Below are 18126 nucleotides of genomic sequence, written 5' to 3'. Positions count from 1 at the left end.
GTAAACCTCGCCCACTACTTGTTATCAGTTGATCTGTTTGACCTGGTCAAGCGGCACCGAGCCGCGTCCTGCCAGGTTCAGCGTCACGCCCCCATTCTCCAGGTTGACGCTGTCCACGTTCGCATTGAGCCGGGTGGCCAGCTCCTGGGTCTCGCCGTCGTACTGGGCTTGCGCTTGAACGCGGTAATCGCCCGGCTCCATCAGGTCGCCGTTACCATTCTCGCCATCCCAACTGAAATCCACCGTGCCGCTGCCCTGCTGCCCCATATCCATCTGGCGAACCAGTTCGCCGGAGGGGTTATAAACCGATACCCGCAGGTTCGAGGTGGCCGACGGCACCTCCACCGCCCCTTTCACCTGACCTTCAGGGCCAAGATTGGCAACGTTGCCCTCCACCTGAACCTGCTGCCCCACCATGGCGGAGGCCTGCAGCGCCTGCGTCGAGCGGAACTGGCCCATGGCATCCTCAACAGAGGTGTTCAGGCTCTCCATCTCCTCCAGTGACGAGAACTGGGCCAGCTGGGCCACGAAATCCTCATTTTTCTTCGGATCCAGCGGATTCTGGTTCTGCATCTGGGTCATCATGAGATCCAGGAACTCATTACGTCCCATATCGGAGGCTTTTTTGCCACCTTCGCTCTTATCGCCCTGGTTCCGATACTCCTTGAGAATGTCGGAAGCCGAGTTGGCTGAACTGTTAACGCCGTCCATCGTCGCTACTCCCGTTCCCGTTTACTGGCCCTGACCCAGCGTCATGACGCGCTGCATCATGCTCTTGGCCGTATTCATCACCTCAACATTGGTCTGAAAGGAGCGGGATGCCGACATCATATCGGCCATCTCCTCCACCACACTGACGTTCGGGTAATACACATAGCCGTTATCATCCGCTTTGGGATGCTCCGGCTGATAACGCTGCTCCAGACCCACATCGCTCTCTACGATGCCATCCACCTTGACCCCGGCCGACTGCAGCTCATTGCCAGAGAAGCCCGCCTCGCTCACACCGCTACCCTGCTGGCCCATCATGTCGGCCTGGATCGCGGAGAAAACCGGTTTGCGCGCACGATAGACCTCACCAGTACTGGAACTGGCCGTCTCGGCATTGGCCAGGTTGCTGGAGGTGGTGTTCAGCCGGATGGACTGGGCCGACATAGCTGAACCCGCGATATCAAAAACCTGATTAAGTGACATGGTTTACTGCCCCGCGAGTGCGTCTTTAAGTCCCTTGATGCTGCTGTTCAGGAACTGGAAACTGGCCTGGAACTCCATGGAGTTGCGCATGTACTTGGACATCTCCGTCTGGGTATCCACGGTGTTGCCGTCAATCGACGGCTGAATAGGGTTGCGATACATCAGTTCCGGGCTGCCACCACCAGCACCATCGGCTGACATATGGGCCGCGTCCGAGGCTGCCATTGTCATGCCCTCCTGCTGACCCTGCGCCTGCTGCAGGGCAGCCTGGAAATCGACATCCCGCGCCTTGTAACCGGGTGTATCGGCGTTGGCGAGATTGTTCGCCAGCACTTCGGAGCGCTGAGAGCGCAGCCGGAGTGCGTCATCGTGAATGCCTAATGCATTGTCAAAGCTGATCGTGGTCATGACTGGCCCCTTTTTGCCGGGTAATCGGGCTTTGCCTGTTGATAAGCAATAGCAGTGCCAAACTGCTACACTCCTTTGTATTCAGGCATTAACGCCGCCCTGGCAACCATACCGGGGGCGATGCGGCAAACCTGTGCCAGTGCCGGACCCCCTGTCTCCGGGGTCAATTGTGAGGCTGTAACTTTGCTGGTACCGTTTTCCAATATGCACGCGATCGTTGAACGATGATGAACGTATCCCTCATGCCCTCGGGTCTCACCGCGATTGACCCCAAACACAAGCCCAGTGCCATTCCGCCCATGCCGGACTACCATGCGCGGGTTTTGGGTTATATGGCCGGGGCTGCCATTATCGCCACCGGGGTTTTTCTGGATCATTTTGAGGATCACCTGATCTGGCTGGTGCCGCTGGCGCTGATCTGGCCCCATGTCCTGTACTTCATTTCCCGCGCCTTATTCACCAAACGCACGCCGCAAATCCGTGAACGCATTCTTCTGCTCGACAGCTTCCTGATCGGGTCACTCACGGTGCACATTGAATTCAGCGTGATGCCGTCGCTGATGTTTCTTCTGATGATCAGCTTCAGCGCCATCATCGTCGGGGGATTGAGGGCCTGGGCCCTGAATGTCTCGGCGATGGCAGCGGGTGTGCTGATATCAATCCCGGTTGCCGGCAGCAGTTTTGAGCCTTGGGCGCCGCCTGCCCTGACGGTGGTGAGTGGTGCGGTTACCGCCTTCTACGTCTGCGTCATGGCCTTCTACACCTATCTCCAGGCCCGTGCGCTGGTGGCGGCCAAGTCCCAGATCCAGTACCAGAGAGAACAATCCATCGCCCTGTCCCACAAGCTTGCCAAGTACCTCTCGCCCCAGGTCTGGCAGTCCATCTTCACCGGCGAGCGGGATGTTCGGCTGGAAACACAGCGCAAGAAACTGGCGGTGTTTTTTTCTGACATCCGCGGCTTCACGGAACTGTCGGAAGAGATGGAACCGGAGGCGCTCACCGAACTGCTCAACACCTACTTCACCGAGATGTCACAGATCGCGCTGCGGTATGGCGGGACCATCGACAAGTTTGTTGGCGACAGCATCATGATCTTCTTCGGTGACCCTACCAGCCAGGGCGCCAGACAAGACACCCAAGCCTGTGTCTCCATGGCCATCGAGATGCGCAAACACATGACGGTACTGCGCCAGAAGTGGAAGAGCCAGGGCATCCGCACGCCGCTTGAGATCCGCATGGGCATCAGTACCGGCTTCTGCACGGTAGGTAACTTCGGGGCGGACAACCGGATGGACTACACCATCATCGGCAAGGAGGTGAACCTCGCGAGCCGATTGGAAGAGCTGACGGATCCGGGCGAAATCCTGGTTTCCTACGAAACCTTCTCACTCATCAAGGATCAGATCCTGTGCCGGGATAAGGGCGAAATCACGGTGAAGGGCTTCGCCCGACCAGTCCCCATCTACCAGGTTATCGATTTCCGCCAGGATGTGGGCGATCAGCGCAGCTTCCTGGAGCATGAAGGCGATGGCTTCGCGATGTACCTGGACTCCGAGAAAGTCAACGAGCGCGAACGCGACCACATCATCCAGGCACTCGACCGGGCGGCCCGGCGCCTGCGTGACGATTAGTGCCTACTGGCGCAACAGCCTAAGAGGCGGGGCATCGCCCTGATGGGTCGAGCGCCAAGGATTGATGTCGAGCCCGCCGCGGCGGGTGTAGAAAGCCCCCACACTGAGCCGCTCCGGGTTCAACGCCTTTTCCAGATCCATGAATATGCGCTCCACGCAGGCTTCGTGAAAACCCCGGGCATCACGATAGCCGATGATGTACCCAAGCAGTGCTTCCGGCCTCAGGCGAGCACCGGTGTAATGCACCATAAGCGTCGCCCAGTCCGGCTGACCCGTCACCGGGCAGAGACTGCGCAGCAGGTGGCTACACAGCGTCTCCGTGACCACATCGCCTTCCAGCGAACGCAGCGACGCCAGCGGTTGCGCGCCGGGCATGATCACGCCTTCCACATCATCGATCAGGTGAGCTCCTTCCGGCCTCGCCACTACCGACGCTTGCGCATCCACATCCGCCAGAACCACGGAGACATCGGCACAGGCAGCCCCGGAAAGATCCTGCTCAACCGTCGCGCGTACCAGATCCGCGTTTTCGAACGGCGTCCCGTTGAGCGAGTTCAGATACAGCTTGAGCGACTTGGACTCGACCAGGTTCGGTGAATGCGCCGGTACGCGGAACTCCGCCGTCGCCACCCGTGGGACACCATCCGGCCGCAGCCAGCTGAGTTCCCAGGCCTGCCAGCGATCTTCGCCGTGCCACGGCCAGCCGTCCGCCAGACCCAGCGAGTGCCGTGCATCCGCCCGGGGAACCGGGTAAAGAAGCGACGGATCGTAACGCTCAGGGTAATCGCTGGTGCGGCCCAGCGGCCCATTGTCCAGATGCATAGTCCCGCTCCTCAGCTGCGAATGCCCTTGCCCTGGTTAAGCAGGCGCAAGCTTAGCGTGAACAGTACCACGGAGAACACTACTAGCATGGCAATCGCCCAAACCGGCCCCACATCCGAGGCGCCCAACACCCCGTAGCGGAAGGCATTGACCATGTAGAGGATGGGATTGGCCATGGAAAACGCCTGCCAGAGCGGATCCAGAAGGTTGATGGAATAGAAAACGCCTCCCAGATAGGTCAGCGGCGTCAGCACAAACGTCGGCACAATCGAGATGTCATCAAACTTGGTGGCAAACATGGCATTGATGAACCCACCCAGAGAGAACACCAGGGACGTAAGCAATGCCGTTGAGATAACCAGCACCGGGCTGTAGAACTCCAGAGTAGTGAAAGTCAGAGATACCAGCATGACCACAAACCCCACAATCAACCCGCGAGCCATGCCACCGGCCACGTAGCCGGTCAGGATCACCCAGTTGGGCGTGGGCGAGACCAGCAACTCCTCAATGCTGCGCTGGAACTTCATGCTGAAGAACGACGACACCACGTTGGCGTAGGAGCTGGTTATCACCGCCATCATGATCAGGCCCGGAACAATGAACTCCATGTAGTCATAGCCTTCCATGGGGCCAATGCGGCTGCCGATCAGGTTGCCGAAAATCACGAAATACAGGGTCATGGTCACTGCCGGCGGCAGCAGCGTCTGCGGCCAGATGCGCGTAAAACGCCGCACTTCGCGCACCACGATGGTCATGAACGCAATCCAGATCTGGTACGCCGTCATGCGCTTGCCTCCTCTTGCGACTCCGGCAGCGAGCGGCCCACCAGACTCATGAAAAGCTCCTCCAGACGGTTGGAACGATTACGCATGCTGGTGACCTCCCAGCCCTGCTCGCCAAGCTGACGGAAAACATCATTCAGCCCGTCTTCGCGTTCCACCTCAACGACCAGAGCGCCCTCGTCATTGCGGAAACAGTAATAGCCCTCGAGCTGTGGCACCGTCCCCGGATCATTGCCGATATCAAGAATGAAATGCTCCAGGCTCAGCTGCTGCAGAAGCGCCTGTTTGGACGTGTTCTGGAGAATACGCCCGCCATCGATGATGGCAATATTGCGGCACAGCGCTTCCGCTTCCTCCAGATAATGGGTGGTGAGAATGATGGTGACCCCCTCACGGTTGATCCGCTCCAGGAAGCTCCACATGGAGCGCCGCAATTCAATGTCCACGCCTGCGGTGGGTTCGTCCAGGATCAGCACCCGCGGCTCGTGCACCAGCGCGCGGGCAATGAGCAGTCGCCGCTTCATACCACCAGAAAGCATACGTGCCGGGGAATCGCGTTTGTCCCACAGGCCCAGTTCGCGCAGATACCGCTCAGCATTGCGGGCAGCCCGGCCCGGTGGCATGCCGTAGTAGCCCGCCTGGGTGCGCACGATGTCACCCACTTTCTCGAACTGATTGAAGTTGAACTCCTGAGGCACAAACCCTAGCCAGGTCTTGAGCCGCGCGGGATCGCTATCCAGGTCAGCATCAAACACCTGGACCTGGCCCGCTGTCTTGCGCACCAGTGAGGCAAGCACGCCCAGTGTGGTGGATTTGCCGGCTCCATTCGGGCCCAGAAGCGCAAAGAAATCGCCCGTTTCGACCTGCAGGTCGATCCCTTTCAGGGCATCAAGGCCACCGGGGAAGGTCTTGCGCAGTCCACAAATATCCAGTGCGTAGCTCATAGGGATCTCTTATCGAATGAACGGCGCCGATTATGGGGGTCATGCGCCGCAATGCAAGGGTATTCCCAATCTGCGACCTGTGTCAGATCAGAAGTGGCACCAGCTTCCTACAATGGCGAAACGTACCACTCAGGGCCTACGGACGACCAATGACCCATCAGACCCCGCGATACACAGGATGGAAAGCAGGTATATCTTTCACCGCGCTGAGCCTGCTGACGCTTACCGGCTGCAGTGATAGTGACGGTGGTGGTAATGACGGTCTGCGCACAGGCACCCTTTTTACTCAGGGGATTGAGAATATCCATTATGAAACGCGCAGCCAGTCCGGGACCACCGACGAAGCCGGAGAATTCCGCTTCCGTCCCGGCGAGACACTGACATTCCGCGTGGGCAACCTCGTCCTGGCCGACGATATACCCGCCGCCCCCTTCCTGAGCCCCATCGATTTCACCGCGAATGCGCGCACGCGGCTGCATAAAGGCGGCGCTGACGAAGGCGAAGACCTCACGACCCATCGCACCACCGAAGTGGCACTGGCCAACAACAACGCCGTCGCCATTAACATCACACGCTTGCTAACAGCTCTCGCCGAGCAGGAAAACGTACGTTCATCGGACGAAACGCTCGAAATCACAGAGCGCACGATTGACCAGCTGAACGACTACCTGGCGGACGACAGCAACCCCGAAATCGACTTCAGTACTACCGTCGAGGCATTCGCACGGCCGGAAAACATCTCTGAGGAAAATCGGGACAAAGCGGGCGACCTGGCGAATCCGTCCCCCGCCAACCAGCTTCTGGACAACATCTGCTTTGCGGCCAAAGGCAGCGAGCTCTGTGAGAAACCGCCCGTCGATGGTCCCAACAATGAGCTCTCGGAAGAGCAGTCAGACAAACGCAGCCGGATTCTCAATGCCCGGCGCACTCTCGACGAAGCCCCTGCCAATAACGCCATTGATTTCCTCGAGAGTGAGACACTGGATTTCAGGAACGACCTGGCAACCGCGTTCTACCTGGAACCGGAAACCCTGACTCTGGATCCCTCAGACGGCCGCATCAAAGAAGTCGCAATCAGGCGCACCGGCTCATCGGGCTATTCACTGAAACGCCTGGATGCAATAACCAAAGGCAAGGGCTGGGCAATTCACGGCGTTAACCGCCAGGAAGGCACAGTGGAATTCTATCGCAACACAAGCCAACCGGCGGAAGACGGCACTATTGTGCTGAGCTTCAAGGTGGACTACCCGGACTTCGACAACTACCGCTGGTTCCGCAAGAACCTGCTCGTGGAAATCAACTGAAAAGCCCCCTGAGACGCCACCGAGACCGCGAGCGCGCAGCAGCGCCAGTCACCTCGTACTGAGAGGGGTCAATGCCACCGTAACCGACGGGCTTGCAGTCCACGATACGTGCGCTGGCATCCGCCGTTTCCTCATTCTGCCGGGCAAGATCCACGACATGACCCTGTTTGAGCGGCCTCTTCTCAGCATCAGTCAGCACCATCACGCTGGGCCAGAGACGGCGTTTCGGCGTATGTGAAACAACCACCCCAACCTCGCTGGTGGCAAGCTCGACAATAGTGCCGGTGGGATAGACCCCCACAGCCTGGATGAACTGTTCAACCAGATCCTCCTGGAACTGGCTGTTACGACAGTCAAAAAGCCGTGAAACCGCCTGGGCCGGCGTCAACTGATTGCGTCTGTCGCGCGGCTCGATCAATGATTCGTAGTAGTCCACCAATCCCACGAGCTTTGCCAGAAGCGGGATCTGCTCGCCCGTTACCTTCTGCGGGAAGCCGGTGCCATTGTGGCGTTCTCGGTGATAGCGAATCACATTGACTACAACCCGCGGCAGACCGGATTCCGCTGCGATGCGGGCGCCGGTTTCGGGATAGCGGCAATAGGTTCGCCACTGTTCATCACTCAGGTCGCTTTCGAACACCAGCATTCCCTCAGGCAAGCGCGCCTTGCCAATCTGGGAAAGCAGAGCTCCCAACGAAAGCTTGTGCAACACATCTGGATCCAAGCCTAACTGGCGGCCCAAAAGCAGCGCCCAGATACTGATGTTGAGCGAATGACGCCAAGTATAGTCATCCCGGCTCTGGACCCGGCTTAACCACAGCAACGCATCCGGATTGCGCGTCACGCTTTCGGCCATGGTACGCGCAACGGAGGTAACCGCCTCTACAGCCACCTGGCTCCGGCCTCCGGACAGGGTTTCACTGACCCGATCCAGAGCCTTTTCGACACTGTCCAGGACCTGTTGCACATCTCGGACTTCTTTGCGCAGAGGGCGGGTTATCTCGTAGTGGTGAGGGTTACGAACCTTAACGGCGGGCAACTTCAGAACCTTGCCGCCAGCGCTCCCCTGGCGCTCCGGTCCGGCAACCGACTCAGCGGCTACATCCTGGCGTTTTTCCGCCACATCTACGTGCACGTGCCGGCAATGGCGTATCAGCTGATCCAGCTCCTGCTGATCACGGATATGGAATCCCTGGATCGGAAATGGGGTTTCGTACCATGGCCGATCAAGGTCGGCCACGAACATCCCTATTTCCAGATCCTGAACGGGAAGCTTACACCGCTGTACACCCATGAATCTAACCTCGAACGCCCGGCACTAATTATACCTTTTTGCATTTTTTCAAATTTCAGAGAAGAAGCAATGGCCCCCCGGTGACGAAACGTTTAATAAATGCGGCGAAATGTTACTGACCTTTACGCGGCGGATGCGTCAGTCGTCGCTGCAGACATGATCATCGAGCTCCGGCGGGCGCTGGGTCAGACTGCCAGTCGGCACGGACCGCACCCGGAAGGTGTAGGCCACTGAGGACGCTCTCGGATAATCAACATTGACCACCCTGTCTCCCATATCCACTTGGGCGCGGCGCGGTGAGCAACTGACCTTCAGTTTCAGGCGGTTGCCAAGTTCCCGAATACGCTCGCTGCCGTCTTCATCAGTCAGCCGCATGCATACCAGCCCCTCGTCCACCGGCTCCCCACTCCCTGTAGCATCCAGACGCGGATCGCCACAGGCGGCAATAGCATCGTCTGTGCAAGCTCCCTCCATTCCCGGGTCACGCAGCTTCCACTGGCGCTCACTGCATTGGGTTTCAACAGTAATCGGCGTTGCCCTGTCAAGGCGCCAGTGCCAACCAGGGTAGCGCGAGGTTTTCCAGGTCAGCAGTACACGCCGCTCCTCACCTGCGGAGTTGCTCGCAGTCATCGCGGAGTAATGAGTCTCATGGGTTGCACAACCCGTGAGCTCTCCCGCCAACAACAGAATGAGCACTCCGACCGACCCCGTTTTCAATGCGCTTCTCCCTGCCTGATTCATAAATCTACGAAGGCAAGCCCAAAGCCATCCTCGGCCCTGCGTACAACCTGCATCCGGCGCACCGGTGCGGGTACTGGCAGCCCCTGAACCTGGACTTCAACCTCACTCCCCAACTCAGGGAACACTTCATTATCCACAACAACAAAGATGCCGCCGTCGGATAGATCACGCATTGTGAACACCTGCTCACCAATATCACTGTGCCGCACCATGATGCGGGCACTCATGTTAGTCCGTGTGTAGTGCCGCTGTTCGGGCATTTTCTCAATTCACTCCTGAAACCATCCGTCGCAAGCATAGCAGCCCTTATCCTCCATGCAGCAGAACCAGTAGTAGGTGGGAATCATTTACATTAAAATATCGGCGTAGCTGGAATACCCGCAGGGAGAAATGGATGCAGAACAAACTGATTGGCCTTATCGTGCTCGTGCTGATCGCCGCCAGCGGTTATCTCGGCATCTCGGCCGTCAACCAACCCAGCACGCTTACGCTCTACTCCGGTCGCGGTGAATCGATGGTCCGACCGATGATTGAGCGTTTTGAATCCAAGACAGACATCAACATTGATGTGCGCTATGGCGATACCGCCCAGCTGGCAGTGCTTTTGCAGAAAGAAGATGGGCAGACATCCGCAGACCTGTTCTGGGGTCAGGATGCCGGCGCCATGGCGTCACTCGCCAAAGCGGACCGCCTCGCGACACTACCAGAGTCGCTTTACGCGGACCTGCCTCCCACCTTCCGTAGCCGCACCGGTGACTGGGTGGCCGTGACCGGTCGTGCCCGCACCTTCGTTTACGCCCCGGATCGCGTCAGCGAGCACGACATGCCTGAAAGCGTCTTTGAGCTGACCGAACCGCAATACCGGGGCCGCGTGGGCTGGGCGCCAACTAATGGCTCCTTCCAGTCATTCGTGACCGCTATGCGCCATCGCCATGGCGACGAACGCACCCTGGAATGGCTCCGGGCCATGGATGACAATGATGCCCGGATCTTCCCTAACAACAGCTCCCAGGTAGAAGGGGTGGCCGACGGCGCCATCGACTTCGGACTGGTCAACAACTACTACCTGCCGCATTACAAAGCCAACAACGAGGCATACCCTGCCGAACAGGCCTTTTTTGAAGCCGGGGACATTGGCAACCTCGTGAACGTTGCGGGCACGGGCATCATCAAGGGCACGGATAACCGCGAAAACGCGATCAGGTTCATCCGCTTCCTGCTCTCGCCCGAAGCTCAGGAGTACTTCACCCAGCAAGTCCATGAATACCCTGTGCGTGGGGGCGTGGATCGCAACCCGGAACTCAAACCTCTGGATGAACTGCTTAAGGCCGCTCCGAAGATCGACCTAAATGAACTGGAGGATTTGGAAGCCACGCTCGATCTGCTGCGCGAGGCGAACCTGATCTGACCGCAGACAGCCAAAGAAGCCTCGGTACGGCTTGCGTGCGGGTTGTGCCACGGCGCATCAGGCGCTTACAGTGCCTAAGCACAGAGCCGGAGACCGTAACGCATGCTGGTATGCAACAATTGTCGACAGGGGCTGATGGATCCAATCCGCAGCGATGATGAGCCCGAATACACCGACCGCTACCAATGCGGACACTGCGGCCACACAGCAACCATTCCGTCGATGCTGATCATACTGAGCCAGATTGTCTCGGCGGTTCTCGGTGGGGGAATCACGGCCTACCTGCTCCAGCACCATGGCTTCAGGGCGTTGCAGATGGTGATTTCAGAAAGCGGCAGCAATCAGCTTCTCATGCAGGAAGGCGGGCTGGCTCTTGTCGCACTGATCCTGGTTCTGGCTTTCGTCTATCTGCTGTTGCTTGCGTTCCGTGGCATCAGTAAGCGCATGCGCTACCGCCTGCCACCCCAAAGCGCCGAGTAGGCGTTCACACAGCTACGCCCTCGCTACTCAAAAGCCACCGTTTGCGCTGTTCACCGCCCCCATAGCGGCCAGTACCACCAGAAACCGGCAGCACGCGATGGCAGGGCACCAGCACCGGCACGGGGTTGGCACCTACTGCTGAACCCACAGCACGGGCAGCACCCGGCTGGCCAATGTGCCTGGCGATTTCACCATACGTCAGGCACTGCCCGGGGTTGAGCCGCAACAGGTAGCGCCAGACCCGCTTCCGGAAGCTGGAGCCCACCATCTCCAGGATCGGCATTGGCGCCGGTGGCTCGTCGGGCCACACGCCCAGAATGCCAGCAAGATCCGTAAGCCGCTTATCCGTCTCTGGCAAAGGTAAAGGCCTCCGGCCCCACTGCCCCGCAGCCCGGCTGACCTTCTGCTCAACATCAGCAGCGTTGTCCACAAACGCCAGCTGAGCCAAGGCATCCTCATGCCAAAGAGTCCAGACACGCCCCCAAGGAGAATCGAGCTCGCCATACGCGAGCTCCGCTACGGCGTCCGGGCGCTGCAGCCAGACCACATTCATTGGTTCGCCTCGCCCATCACCAGGGCATCGGTGCGGTCCACATCCTCGCTGCCAAACGTTACCTGCCCGTCCTCGCGCCCATAACTCAGGCGCCGCAGCAGTGCCCGGCCGGAGAAATGCTCCAGGTGAACCACCACCATATCGCTCTGATCGCGGCTGTTGAGGAGCTGGCCCTCACCTGTGGCGTAAACCACCAGCGCCACAACTTCGTCGCCCCTCAGAATGGCCTCCAGGCTCTGGAAGATCAGCTCAATCCGCTCGGCGTCATCCGCTCCCGACGCCGGATCAATATGGACACCCCGTACCCCGCCGCGGCGTGACAGCACAAAGGCACGCGGGCGGAAGCGCTCGCCCTCAGCCGCCAGCTCCGACTTCACCACTGGCAGGGTCGCGTTCATCAGCCGGTTCCAGCTCGGCAGCGGCCGGTCATCGGTGACCGGCTCCGGGCCAGTCTGCTGCTCCATGGTACTGTCTACGGTGGTGCAGCCAGTCGACATGAGCGCGGCCAGAGCCATGGGCAGCACCAGCACAATCGTGATCCGCATCACCGCATCCCTCTTCAAAAACCGCAGGATAACCCATCGTTCAGGCGCATTCACCCACTACTAGATCTAGTATGGCGCATACTACTTTTTTACTGAGCAGAAACACGCCTGGCGCGAGCCCGCACCACGGGCGACATCCGCGCTCTCCCCTCCGGATCCGGGGCCACCTTAACTTGACAGGCGGGGAGGCAAAACCACAATATGCAGAAATAAATAAGAAAAAAAAGCCGATATATTGTGGGTTAAACAAAAATGGCACTGCATGTCAACAGGCCTGAGGCATTGCCTCCGCCTGCGTTCCTATTGAGCCCATAACGCTGGAAATAGCCCCCGTCCACCCTCTCACCGGGTCTGGACTGATCAATTCACGAACACAAGATATGGTGGTTGCAGCGTGCAACCGGTAATCAGAAACAATCAGGGACACCGCCACACATGAACGCCAAGACTCAGGATCTCACCAACAACATCCCGTTTCAGGAAACCTCGGTCGACATCTGGGCCAGCAAGTACCAGCTCAAAACCAAGGCGGGCGAGCCCGTCGACCGCGAAATTGAGGACACCTACAAGCGTGTCGCGGAGTCCCTGGCCTCCGTGGAAACCGCCAAAAAGCGCAAAGCCGTGCATGAAGACTTTGTCTGGGCTCTGCGCCATGGTGCCATTCCGGCCGGGCGTATCACCTCCAACGCGGGCGCTGAGGCACACAAGCCGGCTACTTCCACGATCAACTGCACTGTCTCCGGCATCGTCTATGACTCCATGGACAACATTCTGGTGAAAAACCACGAGGCGGGGCTTACCCTCAAAGCCGGCTGCGGCATCGGCTACGAGTTCTCCACCCTGCGGCCCAAGGGCGCCTATGTGGCAGGCGCCGGCGCCACCACCTCCGGCCCGCTGTCGTTCATGGACATCTTCGACCGCATGTGCTTCACCGTCTCTTCCGCCGGTGGCCGCCGTGGCGCGCAGATGGCCACCTTTGATGTGCACCACCCGGACATCATCGACTTCATCGAAGCCAAGCGCGAAGACGCCCGCCTTCGCCAGTTCAACCTTTCGCTGTTGATCACTGAGGACTTCATCGAGGCGGTCAAAAACGACTCGGATTGGCAGCTGTCGTTCCCCGTCTCCAGTGAGGAAGTGGAGAAAGAAGGCCTGGACCTGAACGACCCGGAACAGTTCGTCTACCGCGACTTCCCGGTCAAAGACGGCTACGTGACCGACGGCAAGGGCCGCGTCGCCTGCCGCATCTATCGCACCCTCAAGGCGCGTGCCATCTGGGACAAAATCATGTCCTCGACCTACGACTACGCCGAACCCGGCTTCATCCTGATCGACAAGGTCAACCGGATGAACAACAACTGGTTCTGCGAAAACATCCGCGCCACCAACCCCTGCGGTGAACAACCCCTGCCGCCCTACGGCAGTTGCCTGCTCGGCTCCATCAACCTGACCCGCTTCGTGGAGTTCCCCTTCACCGATAAGGCGCGCTTCAACTACGACAAGTTTCGCAAGGTTGTGGGCATCTTCACCCGCATGCTGGACAACGTGGTGGAGATCAACGGTCTGCCGCTGGATAAGCAGCGCCATGAGATCGAGTACAAGCGCCGCCACGGCATGGGCATTCTGGGTCTGGGCTCCACACTCGCCATGCTGCGCATGCCCTACGGCTCCGCCGACTCCGTAGCCTTTACCGAGGAAGTGACCAAGGAAATGGCCCTGGAGGGCTGGCGCGAAGGCGTTAAGCTGGCCGAAGAAAAAGGCCCCGCGCCAATCATGGATGACGAGTTTGAGCTCACCGAAGAAATGCTCGCATGGCGCCCTGAAATGCGCGAAGACGGCTATAAAGCCGGTGACAAAGTGCCTGGGCGCATCCTGCATGCACGCTACAGCCGCTACATGCAGAAAATCGGCGAGACCGAGCCGGAGATCATTGAGCAGATCGCCGAGAAAGGCGCGCGTTTCACGCACCACACCTCCATTGCGCCCACGGGCACCATCTCGCTGTCACTGGCGAATAACGCCAGTAATGGCATTGAGCCCAGCTTCTCGCATCACTACTCGCGCAACGTGATCCGCGAAGGCCGCAAGTCCAAAGAAAAAGTGGACGTCTTCTCGTTTGAGCTGCTTGCCTACCGTGAGCTGGTCAATGCCAATGCCATGCCCGACTCCACGAACCCGGAAGAACAGCTGCCAAGCTACTTCACCGTTGCAGACGACGTGACCCCCAAGCAGCATGTGGACATCCAGGGCGCGGCCCAGAAGTGGGTGGATTCGTCCATCTCCAAGACCGCCAATGTCCCCACTGAGTTCCCCTATGAGGACTTCAAGGACATCTACATGTACGCCTACGATCAGGGCCTCAAAGGCTGCACCACCTTCCGTTTCAACCCGGAGGCTTTCCAGGGCGTGCTGGTGAAGCAGAAGGATCTCGAAGGCACCCAGTACGAGTTCGCGCTGGAGGATGGCAGTACCGTCCAGGTCAGTGGCGATGAGGAAATCGAATACGACGGCGAATTCCACAACGCCGCCAACCTCTTCGATGCCCTCAAGGAAGGTACCTACGGCAAGTACTGAACCGAATCCAGACTACGGAGACTCCAAGCAATGACTGTCCGAATCGAGAAAAAAATCGTTGACCAGCGCGTTCTCAAGGAAGACAACGCCGCCAATGAGGAACAGACGGCGGCCGAGAAACAGCCGCTGGTGATGAACGAGCACATCGAGCGGCCCGAGTTCCTGCTCGGCACCACCTACAAGATCAAGCCGCCGATCGATGATCACGCGATGTACATCACCATCAATGACATCATTCTTAACGAAGGCACTAACCACGAAACCCGGCGCCCCTACGAGGTGTTCATCAACTCCAAGAATATGGAGCACTTCCAGTGGGTGATCGCCCTCACCCGCGTGCTCTCGGCCGTTTTCCGCAAGGGCGGCGACGTGACCTTCCTGGTGGAAGAGCTGCGCTCCGTGCACGACCCCAGCGGCGGCTACTTCAAGAAAGGCGGCGTCTTCATGCCCTCGCTGGTGGCAGAGATTGGCTACGTGATTGAAAAGCACATGAAAGCCATCGGCCTGATCGAATCCGAAGAGATGAGCGAGCTCACCCAGCGGATGATCGCGGAAAAGAAAGCCGCCTTTGAGACCAATGGCGAGCCAGTCTCCAACGCGGAAGGCAGCTACCCCTCCAATGCCACGGTCTGTGGCAAGTGCCACACCAAGGCCATGGTGATGATGGACGGGTGCGAAACCTGCCTTGCCTGCGGCGAAAGTAAGTGCGGCTAAAGCCGGAAACCAAGCCCCCTGCGGTTCGCGCCCCAGGGGGCTTTTTGGTTAGGGTTGATTGGATGTAGGTAAGCAGGAATTCAGGATATTACAGCGCTGTTTACGCTGACACGATAAGCCACTGATTCAGCCGATAAATATAGAGCGCGCAGCGCGCCCTGTACTGGCGCTATACCGAATTCAGGGATATCAATAACGCAGAATTCCTATCATTACCTGTTATATCTCTTGAGGTAGATCTGTGCTAACCGATGAACAGAAGAAGTACCGAGACCGCGCTAACCGAGCGCGAAGAGAACTTTTCAAAGAAAAGGAGAAGTTCGGCGCGATTTCGGACGGCTCAGGGAAGCGCTACCGGGTGTGCGTCTACTTTGTGCTTAGCGGTGCTCCAGAGAAAGCAGCCGATTTTTTGGAATGGTTCGAACAGGAGTTTGCAGATGACGTCGGTGAGCCCGCATTTCTGCTATATGCTGCATTGGCGCACTACCGCGTAGGTTCACTAAGAAAAGCGCGGAGGAATCTGTTGGATTCGATGTTGAGCAATATTTATCTGCTCCCCTATTTGTTTTCGCGGTCAATGCCCAAACAAGACATGTGGCACTCATCTAACTGGGCGCAGCCGGCCTACATCGAGGAAATCGAAGAGCTTCTCGAAGAGCCAACGAGTCAGGAGCGGGAATGGTGTAAAGAGCAGTTCGACAATGAGCTCTTCACGAGCGCTCGAAACAAGTACATAGAAACATTTCATGCATTACAGCATGCCAGCGAACTGGACACACGTCGGCGCATTCTTGGGGATTGGCGTGATTATATTTCTGCTTGCCGTGCAAACGAGATATAACCAGTTGCTGCACGCGGATAAATTACTCGCTGCGCTCTTAATTTACCGGTGAGCAAAGCGTTAGCTATGATTGCCCCACCTGAAAAGTGATACTATAGTGTCACTATTAGTCTGATCTACGGTAACCCCATGAAAGTCGAGCTTGTTACGAACCTCAAACGCCAAGCAACAAAGATTCTGGCAGATCTGCACCTGTCCAAAGAGCCGATACTGATCACGGAGCATGGTCAGCCATCAGCATACCTTGTCGATGTGCAGGATTACGAGTTCATGCAGCGCCGACTTGAGCTGCTTGAAGGGCTCTCACGGGGAGAGCGTGCTGTACTTGAGGGAAGAACGTACAGCCAAAGTGAGGCCAGGGAGAAAATGAGTAAATGGCTGAGGTAGTCTGGACGGAGCCCGCCCTTCAGGAACTGGATGCCATCGCTGAGTACATTGCTCTGGATAATCCTGCCGCCGCGAGTCATCTGGTCCAGGCAGTTTTCGATAAGACCGAGCGCTTGGACGATTTTCCCCAATCCGGACGGATTCCACCAGAGCTCCCTGATTCGGTATACAGAGAGGTAGTGGTTCCACCGTGTCGCATTTTTTATCGTGAGGATGAGAGTCGGGTTCTCGTCCTCTATGTCATGAGAGAGGAACGGCAACTTCGTGCGTACATGCTTGGTAGAAGCTAACCAAGCGCGTCACTGGGATGCCTTTGTCTCCGCTTCGCTACGTCAGTGCTGGAGTTATTATCTGAACTCAGGCCAGATAGTTAACCAACAAAAAGAACCTAACGAGTAGGCCAAGAGGACGATGGAGTTCTCCACTCAAGGGGCTAACAATTCGTGGAACTATATCTTTTCATTCCTCTAGCGTTGCCTCAAGAGTGGCGACGCCATCAAACGGGTCCTGAAAATAGGCCTCACTCTCCAACGCCTTCCGCATTGATTCAGGCAGCGACTCGTAGCGCTCCCTGAATCGCCAGGGCGAAGGCGTATACAGCAGATCTTCCACTGCTTTAACTCTTTCTGCCGTCTTTTCAGAAAGGTCCAGCCGTTTGAGCATTCCGATGGCGTATGAGAGTTCCGTCAGCTCCGGGCGTTCACACTGGCTTTCAAGTTGCTGGGCACGTGCGATCAGGAACACCCTCACCTGCTTGAGTTCATACTGTCTCAACTGTTCCAGCAACGCATCCCCGGGCAAAGCACGTCCCCTGACCTGCTGTTCGCACCGCTCGATCGCCTGCTCGTAGGCCTCTACCCGCTCTTCAAGATGGGTTCGCGCCTCGGAGGCCGTCGCCGGTGTTACTGAAACGGCAGCACAAATCCATACCGCAGTACGTGTAAGCCAACTCATTGCCGCACTCCTTCGCAACCGTTCTCGATCTTCTTCCAGAACTGACGTTGTTTCGGAGACAGCTCGTCCCTGAGAAGCTGCATCCTTGCCACCTTGATGAGTGTTTTCCTCACCATGGGCCCAATGGCCTGCATGGATTTGGCAAACCGAACCCAGTCGGTCGACTTGATGTTGAATGCGGCTTCCGCTCTGTTGTTGCCCAGAAAGATGCTCGCCATGACGCCCGCGGGCAGTACAACTTCCAGCATTTTCCCGTTTCGCTGAGCCTTGCGGATGGTCTTGAGCGCTTCTCGGTCTTTGCTGTCGAGCTTGAGGTTTCTGACGGGCGTACACTCCATTGCGTCTTTCTCCTTCCCTGGTTGCCTTGTCATTTCAGAAGGTTACTGTCTGAGCTTTAGAGGTTCAAGTGATCGATTTCACGTTGGTATGCAATATTTAGCGCGTTCCTCAGCAGACGCTTGGAGAATACCTGTTCCCGCTGGAGCTTGCTCTCGCTGAAGGCATCGACTGGGTGAGTAGGATCTTGTCGCTGCACATGCCCAACCATCAT

General features: G+C 57.9%; 22 protein-coding genes. 9 read left to right on the top strand and 13 right to left on the bottom strand.

All coding sequences use genetic code 11. The annotated features are described in order from the left end of the window. Nucleotides 1–24: 24 nt before the first annotated feature. Genes AAF659_RS03485 through flgB form a run of 3 tightly spaced genes read right to left on the bottom strand, consistent with a single transcriptional unit; the run spans nt 25 to nt 1602 of the window. Entirely contained in the window at nt 25–711 is a 687-nt protein-coding gene (locus tag AAF659_RS03485) for a flagellar hook assembly protein FlgD (protein ID WP_349750304.1), read from the bottom strand. Between the two features lie 21 nt (nt 712–732). Further along, nucleotides 733–1194 carry a flagellar basal body rod protein FlgC gene (gene flgC / locus AAF659_RS03480; RefSeq protein ID WP_349750303.1) on the bottom strand — a complete coding sequence of 154 codons (462 nt, stop codon included), beginning with the start codon at nt 1192–1194 and terminating at the stop codon, nt 733–735. A 3-nt stretch (nt 1195–1197) separates the two neighbouring features. Then, nucleotides 1198–1602 (bottom strand): flagellar basal body rod protein FlgB, encoded by a 405-nt coding sequence (gene flgB / locus AAF659_RS03475; protein WP_349750302.1) that lies wholly within the window; start codon nt 1600–1602, stop codon nt 1198–1200. Nucleotides 1603–1826: 224 nt separating this feature from the next. On the opposite strand from flgB, the gene AAF659_RS03470 reads away from it, so the two are divergent. Next, nucleotides 1827–3233, top strand: a complete 1407-nt coding sequence (locus tag AAF659_RS03470) for an adenylate/guanylate cyclase domain-containing protein (RefSeq protein WP_349750301.1) — start codon at nt 1827–1829, stop codon at nt 3231–3233. A gap of 3 nt (nt 3234–3236) precedes the next feature. On the opposite strand, the gene queF is transcribed toward AAF659_RS03470, so the two are convergent. Genes queF through AAF659_RS03455 form a run of 3 tightly spaced genes read right to left on the bottom strand, consistent with a single transcriptional unit; the run spans nt 3237 to nt 5781 of the window. Further along, nucleotides 3237–4055, bottom strand: coding sequence for an NADPH-dependent 7-cyano-7-deazaguanine reductase QueF (gene queF / locus AAF659_RS03465; protein WP_349750300.1), 819 nt, complete (start codon nt 4053–4055; stop codon nt 3237–3239). Nucleotides 4056–4066: 11 nt separating this feature from the next. Continuing rightward, nucleotides 4067–4840 carry an ABC transporter permease gene (locus AAF659_RS03460; protein WP_349750299.1) on the bottom strand — a complete coding sequence of 258 codons (774 nt, stop codon included), beginning with the start codon at nt 4838–4840 and terminating at the stop codon, nt 4067–4069. Then, nucleotides 4837–5781, bottom strand: coding sequence for an ABC transporter ATP-binding protein (locus AAF659_RS03455; protein ID WP_349750298.1), 945 nt, complete (start codon nt 5779–5781; stop codon nt 4837–4839). Before AAF659_RS03455 ends, AAF659_RS03460 begins: the two co-directional genes overlap by 4 nt. Nucleotides 5782–5930: 149 nt before the next feature. On the opposite strand from AAF659_RS03455, the gene AAF659_RS03450 reads away from it, so the two are divergent. Continuing rightward, the gene (locus AAF659_RS03450; protein ID WP_349750297.1) at nt 5931–7085 is read left to right on the top strand and encodes a hypothetical protein; all 1155 of its coding nucleotides are present in this window, start codon (nt 5931–5933) and stop codon (nt 7083–7085) included. Here AAF659_RS03450 and AAF659_RS03445 read toward each other — a convergent pair. The 3 genes from AAF659_RS03445 to AAF659_RS03435 all read right to left on the bottom strand — a co-directional run bounded on the left by AAF659_RS03445 (nt 7078) and on the right by AAF659_RS03435 (nt 9380). Continuing rightward, on the bottom strand, nt 7078–8379 hold the full coding sequence (locus AAF659_RS03445) for an HD-GYP domain-containing protein (RefSeq protein ID WP_349750296.1): 1302 nt from the start codon (nt 8377–8379) through the stop codon (nt 7078–7080). The genes AAF659_RS03450 and AAF659_RS03445 overlap by 8 nt on opposite strands. A gap of 138 nt (nt 8380–8517) precedes the next feature. Beyond that, nucleotides 8518–9096 (bottom strand): hypothetical protein, encoded by a 579-nt coding sequence (locus tag AAF659_RS03440; protein ID WP_349750295.1) that lies wholly within the window; start codon nt 9094–9096, stop codon nt 8518–8520. Between the two features lie 20 nt (nt 9097–9116). Beyond that, nucleotides 9117–9380, bottom strand: a complete 264-nt coding sequence (locus tag AAF659_RS03435) for a PilZ domain-containing protein (RefSeq protein ID WP_349750294.1) — start codon at nt 9378–9380, stop codon at nt 9117–9119. Nucleotides 9381–9514: 134 nt separating this feature from the next. Between AAF659_RS03435 and AAF659_RS03430 the strand changes: the two genes are divergently transcribed. Continuing rightward, on the top strand, nt 9515–10528 hold the full coding sequence (locus AAF659_RS03430; RefSeq protein ID WP_349750293.1) for an iron ABC transporter substrate-binding protein: 1014 nt from the start codon (nt 9515–9517) through the stop codon (nt 10526–10528). A gap of 102 nt (nt 10529–10630) precedes the next feature. Next, nucleotides 10631–11008 carry a hypothetical protein gene (locus AAF659_RS03425; RefSeq protein WP_349750292.1) on the top strand — a complete coding sequence of 126 codons (378 nt, stop codon included), beginning with the start codon at nt 10631–10633 and terminating at the stop codon, nt 11006–11008. Between the two features lie 4 nt (nt 11009–11012). Here AAF659_RS03425 and AAF659_RS03420 read toward each other — a convergent pair whose 3' ends face one another. Both AAF659_RS03420 and AAF659_RS03415 read right to left on the bottom strand, forming a co-directional pair. Continuing rightward, the gene (locus tag AAF659_RS03420) at nt 11013–11561 is read right to left on the bottom strand and encodes a methylated-DNA--[protein]-cysteine S-methyltransferase (protein ID WP_349750291.1); all 549 of its coding nucleotides are present in this window, start codon (nt 11559–11561) and stop codon (nt 11013–11015) included. Beyond that, nucleotides 11558–12106 (bottom strand): hypothetical protein, encoded by a 549-nt coding sequence (locus AAF659_RS03415; protein ID WP_349750290.1) that lies wholly within the window; start codon nt 12104–12106, stop codon nt 11558–11560. The genes AAF659_RS03420 and AAF659_RS03415 overlap by 4 nt, the downstream gene beginning before the upstream one ends. Before the next feature lie 435 nt (nt 12107–12541). Between AAF659_RS03415 and AAF659_RS03410 the strand changes: the two genes are divergently transcribed. From AAF659_RS03410 to AAF659_RS03390, 5 genes are all read left to right on the top strand, one after another. Continuing rightward, on the top strand, nt 12542–14680 hold the full coding sequence (locus tag AAF659_RS03410; RefSeq protein ID WP_349750289.1) for an adenosylcobalamin-dependent ribonucleoside-diphosphate reductase: 2139 nt from the start codon (nt 12542–12544) through the stop codon (nt 14678–14680). 30 nt (nt 14681–14710) lie between these two features. After that, entirely contained in the window at nt 14711–15394 is a 684-nt protein-coding gene (locus AAF659_RS03405) for a TSCPD domain-containing protein (RefSeq protein ID WP_349750288.1), read from the top strand. A 241-nt stretch (nt 15395–15635) separates the two neighbouring features. Further along, entirely contained in the window at nt 15636–16235 is a 600-nt protein-coding gene (locus AAF659_RS03400) for a hypothetical protein (RefSeq protein WP_349750287.1), read from the top strand. 129 nt (nt 16236–16364) lie between these two features. Further along, on the top strand, nt 16365–16622 hold the full coding sequence (locus AAF659_RS03395; protein WP_230446257.1) for a type II toxin-antitoxin system Phd/YefM family antitoxin: 258 nt from the start codon (nt 16365–16367) through the stop codon (nt 16620–16622). Next, on the top strand, nt 16610–16912 hold the full coding sequence (locus AAF659_RS03390) for a type II toxin-antitoxin system RelE/ParE family toxin (RefSeq protein WP_349750286.1): 303 nt from the start codon (nt 16610–16612) through the stop codon (nt 16910–16912). The genes AAF659_RS03395 and AAF659_RS03390 overlap by 13 nt, the downstream gene beginning before the upstream one ends. 169 nt (nt 16913–17081) lie before the next feature. On the opposite strand, the gene AAF659_RS03385 is transcribed toward AAF659_RS03390, so the two are convergent. After that, nucleotides 17082–17576 carry a hypothetical protein gene (locus AAF659_RS03385; protein ID WP_349750285.1) on the bottom strand — a complete coding sequence of 165 codons (495 nt, stop codon included), beginning with the start codon at nt 17574–17576 and terminating at the stop codon, nt 17082–17084. After that, nucleotides 17573–17914 carry a hypothetical protein gene (locus AAF659_RS03380; protein WP_349750284.1) on the bottom strand — a complete coding sequence of 114 codons (342 nt, stop codon included), beginning with the start codon at nt 17912–17914 and terminating at the stop codon, nt 17573–17575. Before AAF659_RS03380 ends, AAF659_RS03385 begins: the two co-directional genes overlap by 4 nt. Nucleotides 17915–18126: the final 212 nt, after the last annotated feature.

Origin of the sequence: Salicola sp. Rm-C-2C1-2, from assembly GCF_040196175.1 — a bacterium.
GTDB lineage: Bacteria > Pseudomonadota > Gammaproteobacteria > Pseudomonadales > Oleiphilaceae > Halospina.
The sequence above is the reverse complement of the archived record's forward strand: the minus strand, read 5'-3'. Positions and strand labels throughout refer to the sequence as shown.

What these genes read in the sequence shown, in the direction of transcription:
- AAF659_RS03485 (WP_349750304.1), bottom strand. Translation starts at nt 711, where the DNA reads ATGGACGGCGTTAACAGTTCAGCCAACTCGGCTTCCGACATTCTCAAG.
- flgC (WP_349750303.1), bottom strand. Translation starts at nt 1,194, where the DNA reads ATGTCACTTAATCAGGTTTTTGATATCGCGGGTTCAGCTATGTCGGCC.
- flgB (WP_349750302.1), bottom strand. Translation starts at nt 1,602, where the DNA reads ATGACCACGATCAGCTTTGACAATGCATTAGGCATTCACGATGACGCA.
- AAF659_RS03470 (WP_349750301.1), top strand. Translation starts at nt 1,827, where the DNA reads ATGATGAACGTATCCCTCATGCCCTCGGGTCTCACCGCGATTGACCCC.
- queF (WP_349750300.1), bottom strand. Translation starts at nt 4,055, where the DNA reads ATGCATCTGGACAATGGGCCGCTGGGCCGCACCAGCGATTACCCTGAG.
- AAF659_RS03460 (WP_349750299.1), bottom strand. Translation starts at nt 4,840, where the DNA reads ATGACGGCGTACCAGATCTGGATTGCGTTCATGACCATCGTGGTGCGC.
- AAF659_RS03455 (WP_349750298.1), bottom strand. Translation starts at nt 5,781, where the DNA reads ATGAGCTACGCACTGGATATTTGTGGACTGCGCAAGACCTTCCCCGGT.
- AAF659_RS03450 (WP_349750297.1), top strand. Translation starts at nt 5,931, where the DNA reads ATGACCCATCAGACCCCGCGATACACAGGATGGAAAGCAGGTATATCT.
- AAF659_RS03445 (WP_349750296.1), bottom strand. Translation starts at nt 8,379, where the DNA reads ATGGGTGTACAGCGGTGTAAGCTTCCCGTTCAGGATCTGGAAATAGGG.
- AAF659_RS03435 (WP_349750294.1), bottom strand. Translation starts at nt 9,380, where the DNA reads ATGCCCGAACAGCGGCACTACACACGGACTAACATGAGTGCCCGCATC.
- AAF659_RS03430 (WP_349750293.1), top strand. Translation starts at nt 9,515, where the DNA reads ATGCAGAACAAACTGATTGGCCTTATCGTGCTCGTGCTGATCGCCGCC.
- AAF659_RS03425 (WP_349750292.1), top strand. Translation starts at nt 10,631, where the DNA reads ATGCTGGTATGCAACAATTGTCGACAGGGGCTGATGGATCCAATCCGC.
- AAF659_RS03420 (WP_349750291.1), bottom strand. Translation starts at nt 11,561, where the DNA reads ATGAATGTGGTCTGGCTGCAGCGCCCGGACGCCGTAGCGGAGCTCGCG.
- AAF659_RS03415 (WP_349750290.1), bottom strand. Translation starts at nt 12,106, where the DNA reads ATGCGGATCACGATTGTGCTGGTGCTGCCCATGGCTCTGGCCGCGCTC.
- AAF659_RS03410 (WP_349750289.1), top strand. Translation starts at nt 12,542, where the DNA reads ATGAACGCCAAGACTCAGGATCTCACCAACAACATCCCGTTTCAGGAA.
- AAF659_RS03405 (WP_349750288.1), top strand. Translation starts at nt 14,711, where the DNA reads ATGACTGTCCGAATCGAGAAAAAAATCGTTGACCAGCGCGTTCTCAAG.
- AAF659_RS03395 (WP_230446257.1), top strand. Translation starts at nt 16,365, where the DNA reads ATGAAAGTCGAGCTTGTTACGAACCTCAAACGCCAAGCAACAAAGATT.
- AAF659_RS03390 (WP_349750286.1), top strand. Translation starts at nt 16,610, where the DNA reads ATGGCTGAGGTAGTCTGGACGGAGCCCGCCCTTCAGGAACTGGATGCC.
- AAF659_RS03385 (WP_349750285.1), bottom strand. Translation starts at nt 17,576, where the DNA reads ATGAGTTGGCTTACACGTACTGCGGTATGGATTTGTGCTGCCGTTTCA.
- AAF659_RS03380 (WP_349750284.1), bottom strand. Translation starts at nt 17,914, where the DNA reads ATGGAGTGTACGCCCGTCAGAAACCTCAAGCTCGACAGCAAAGACCGA.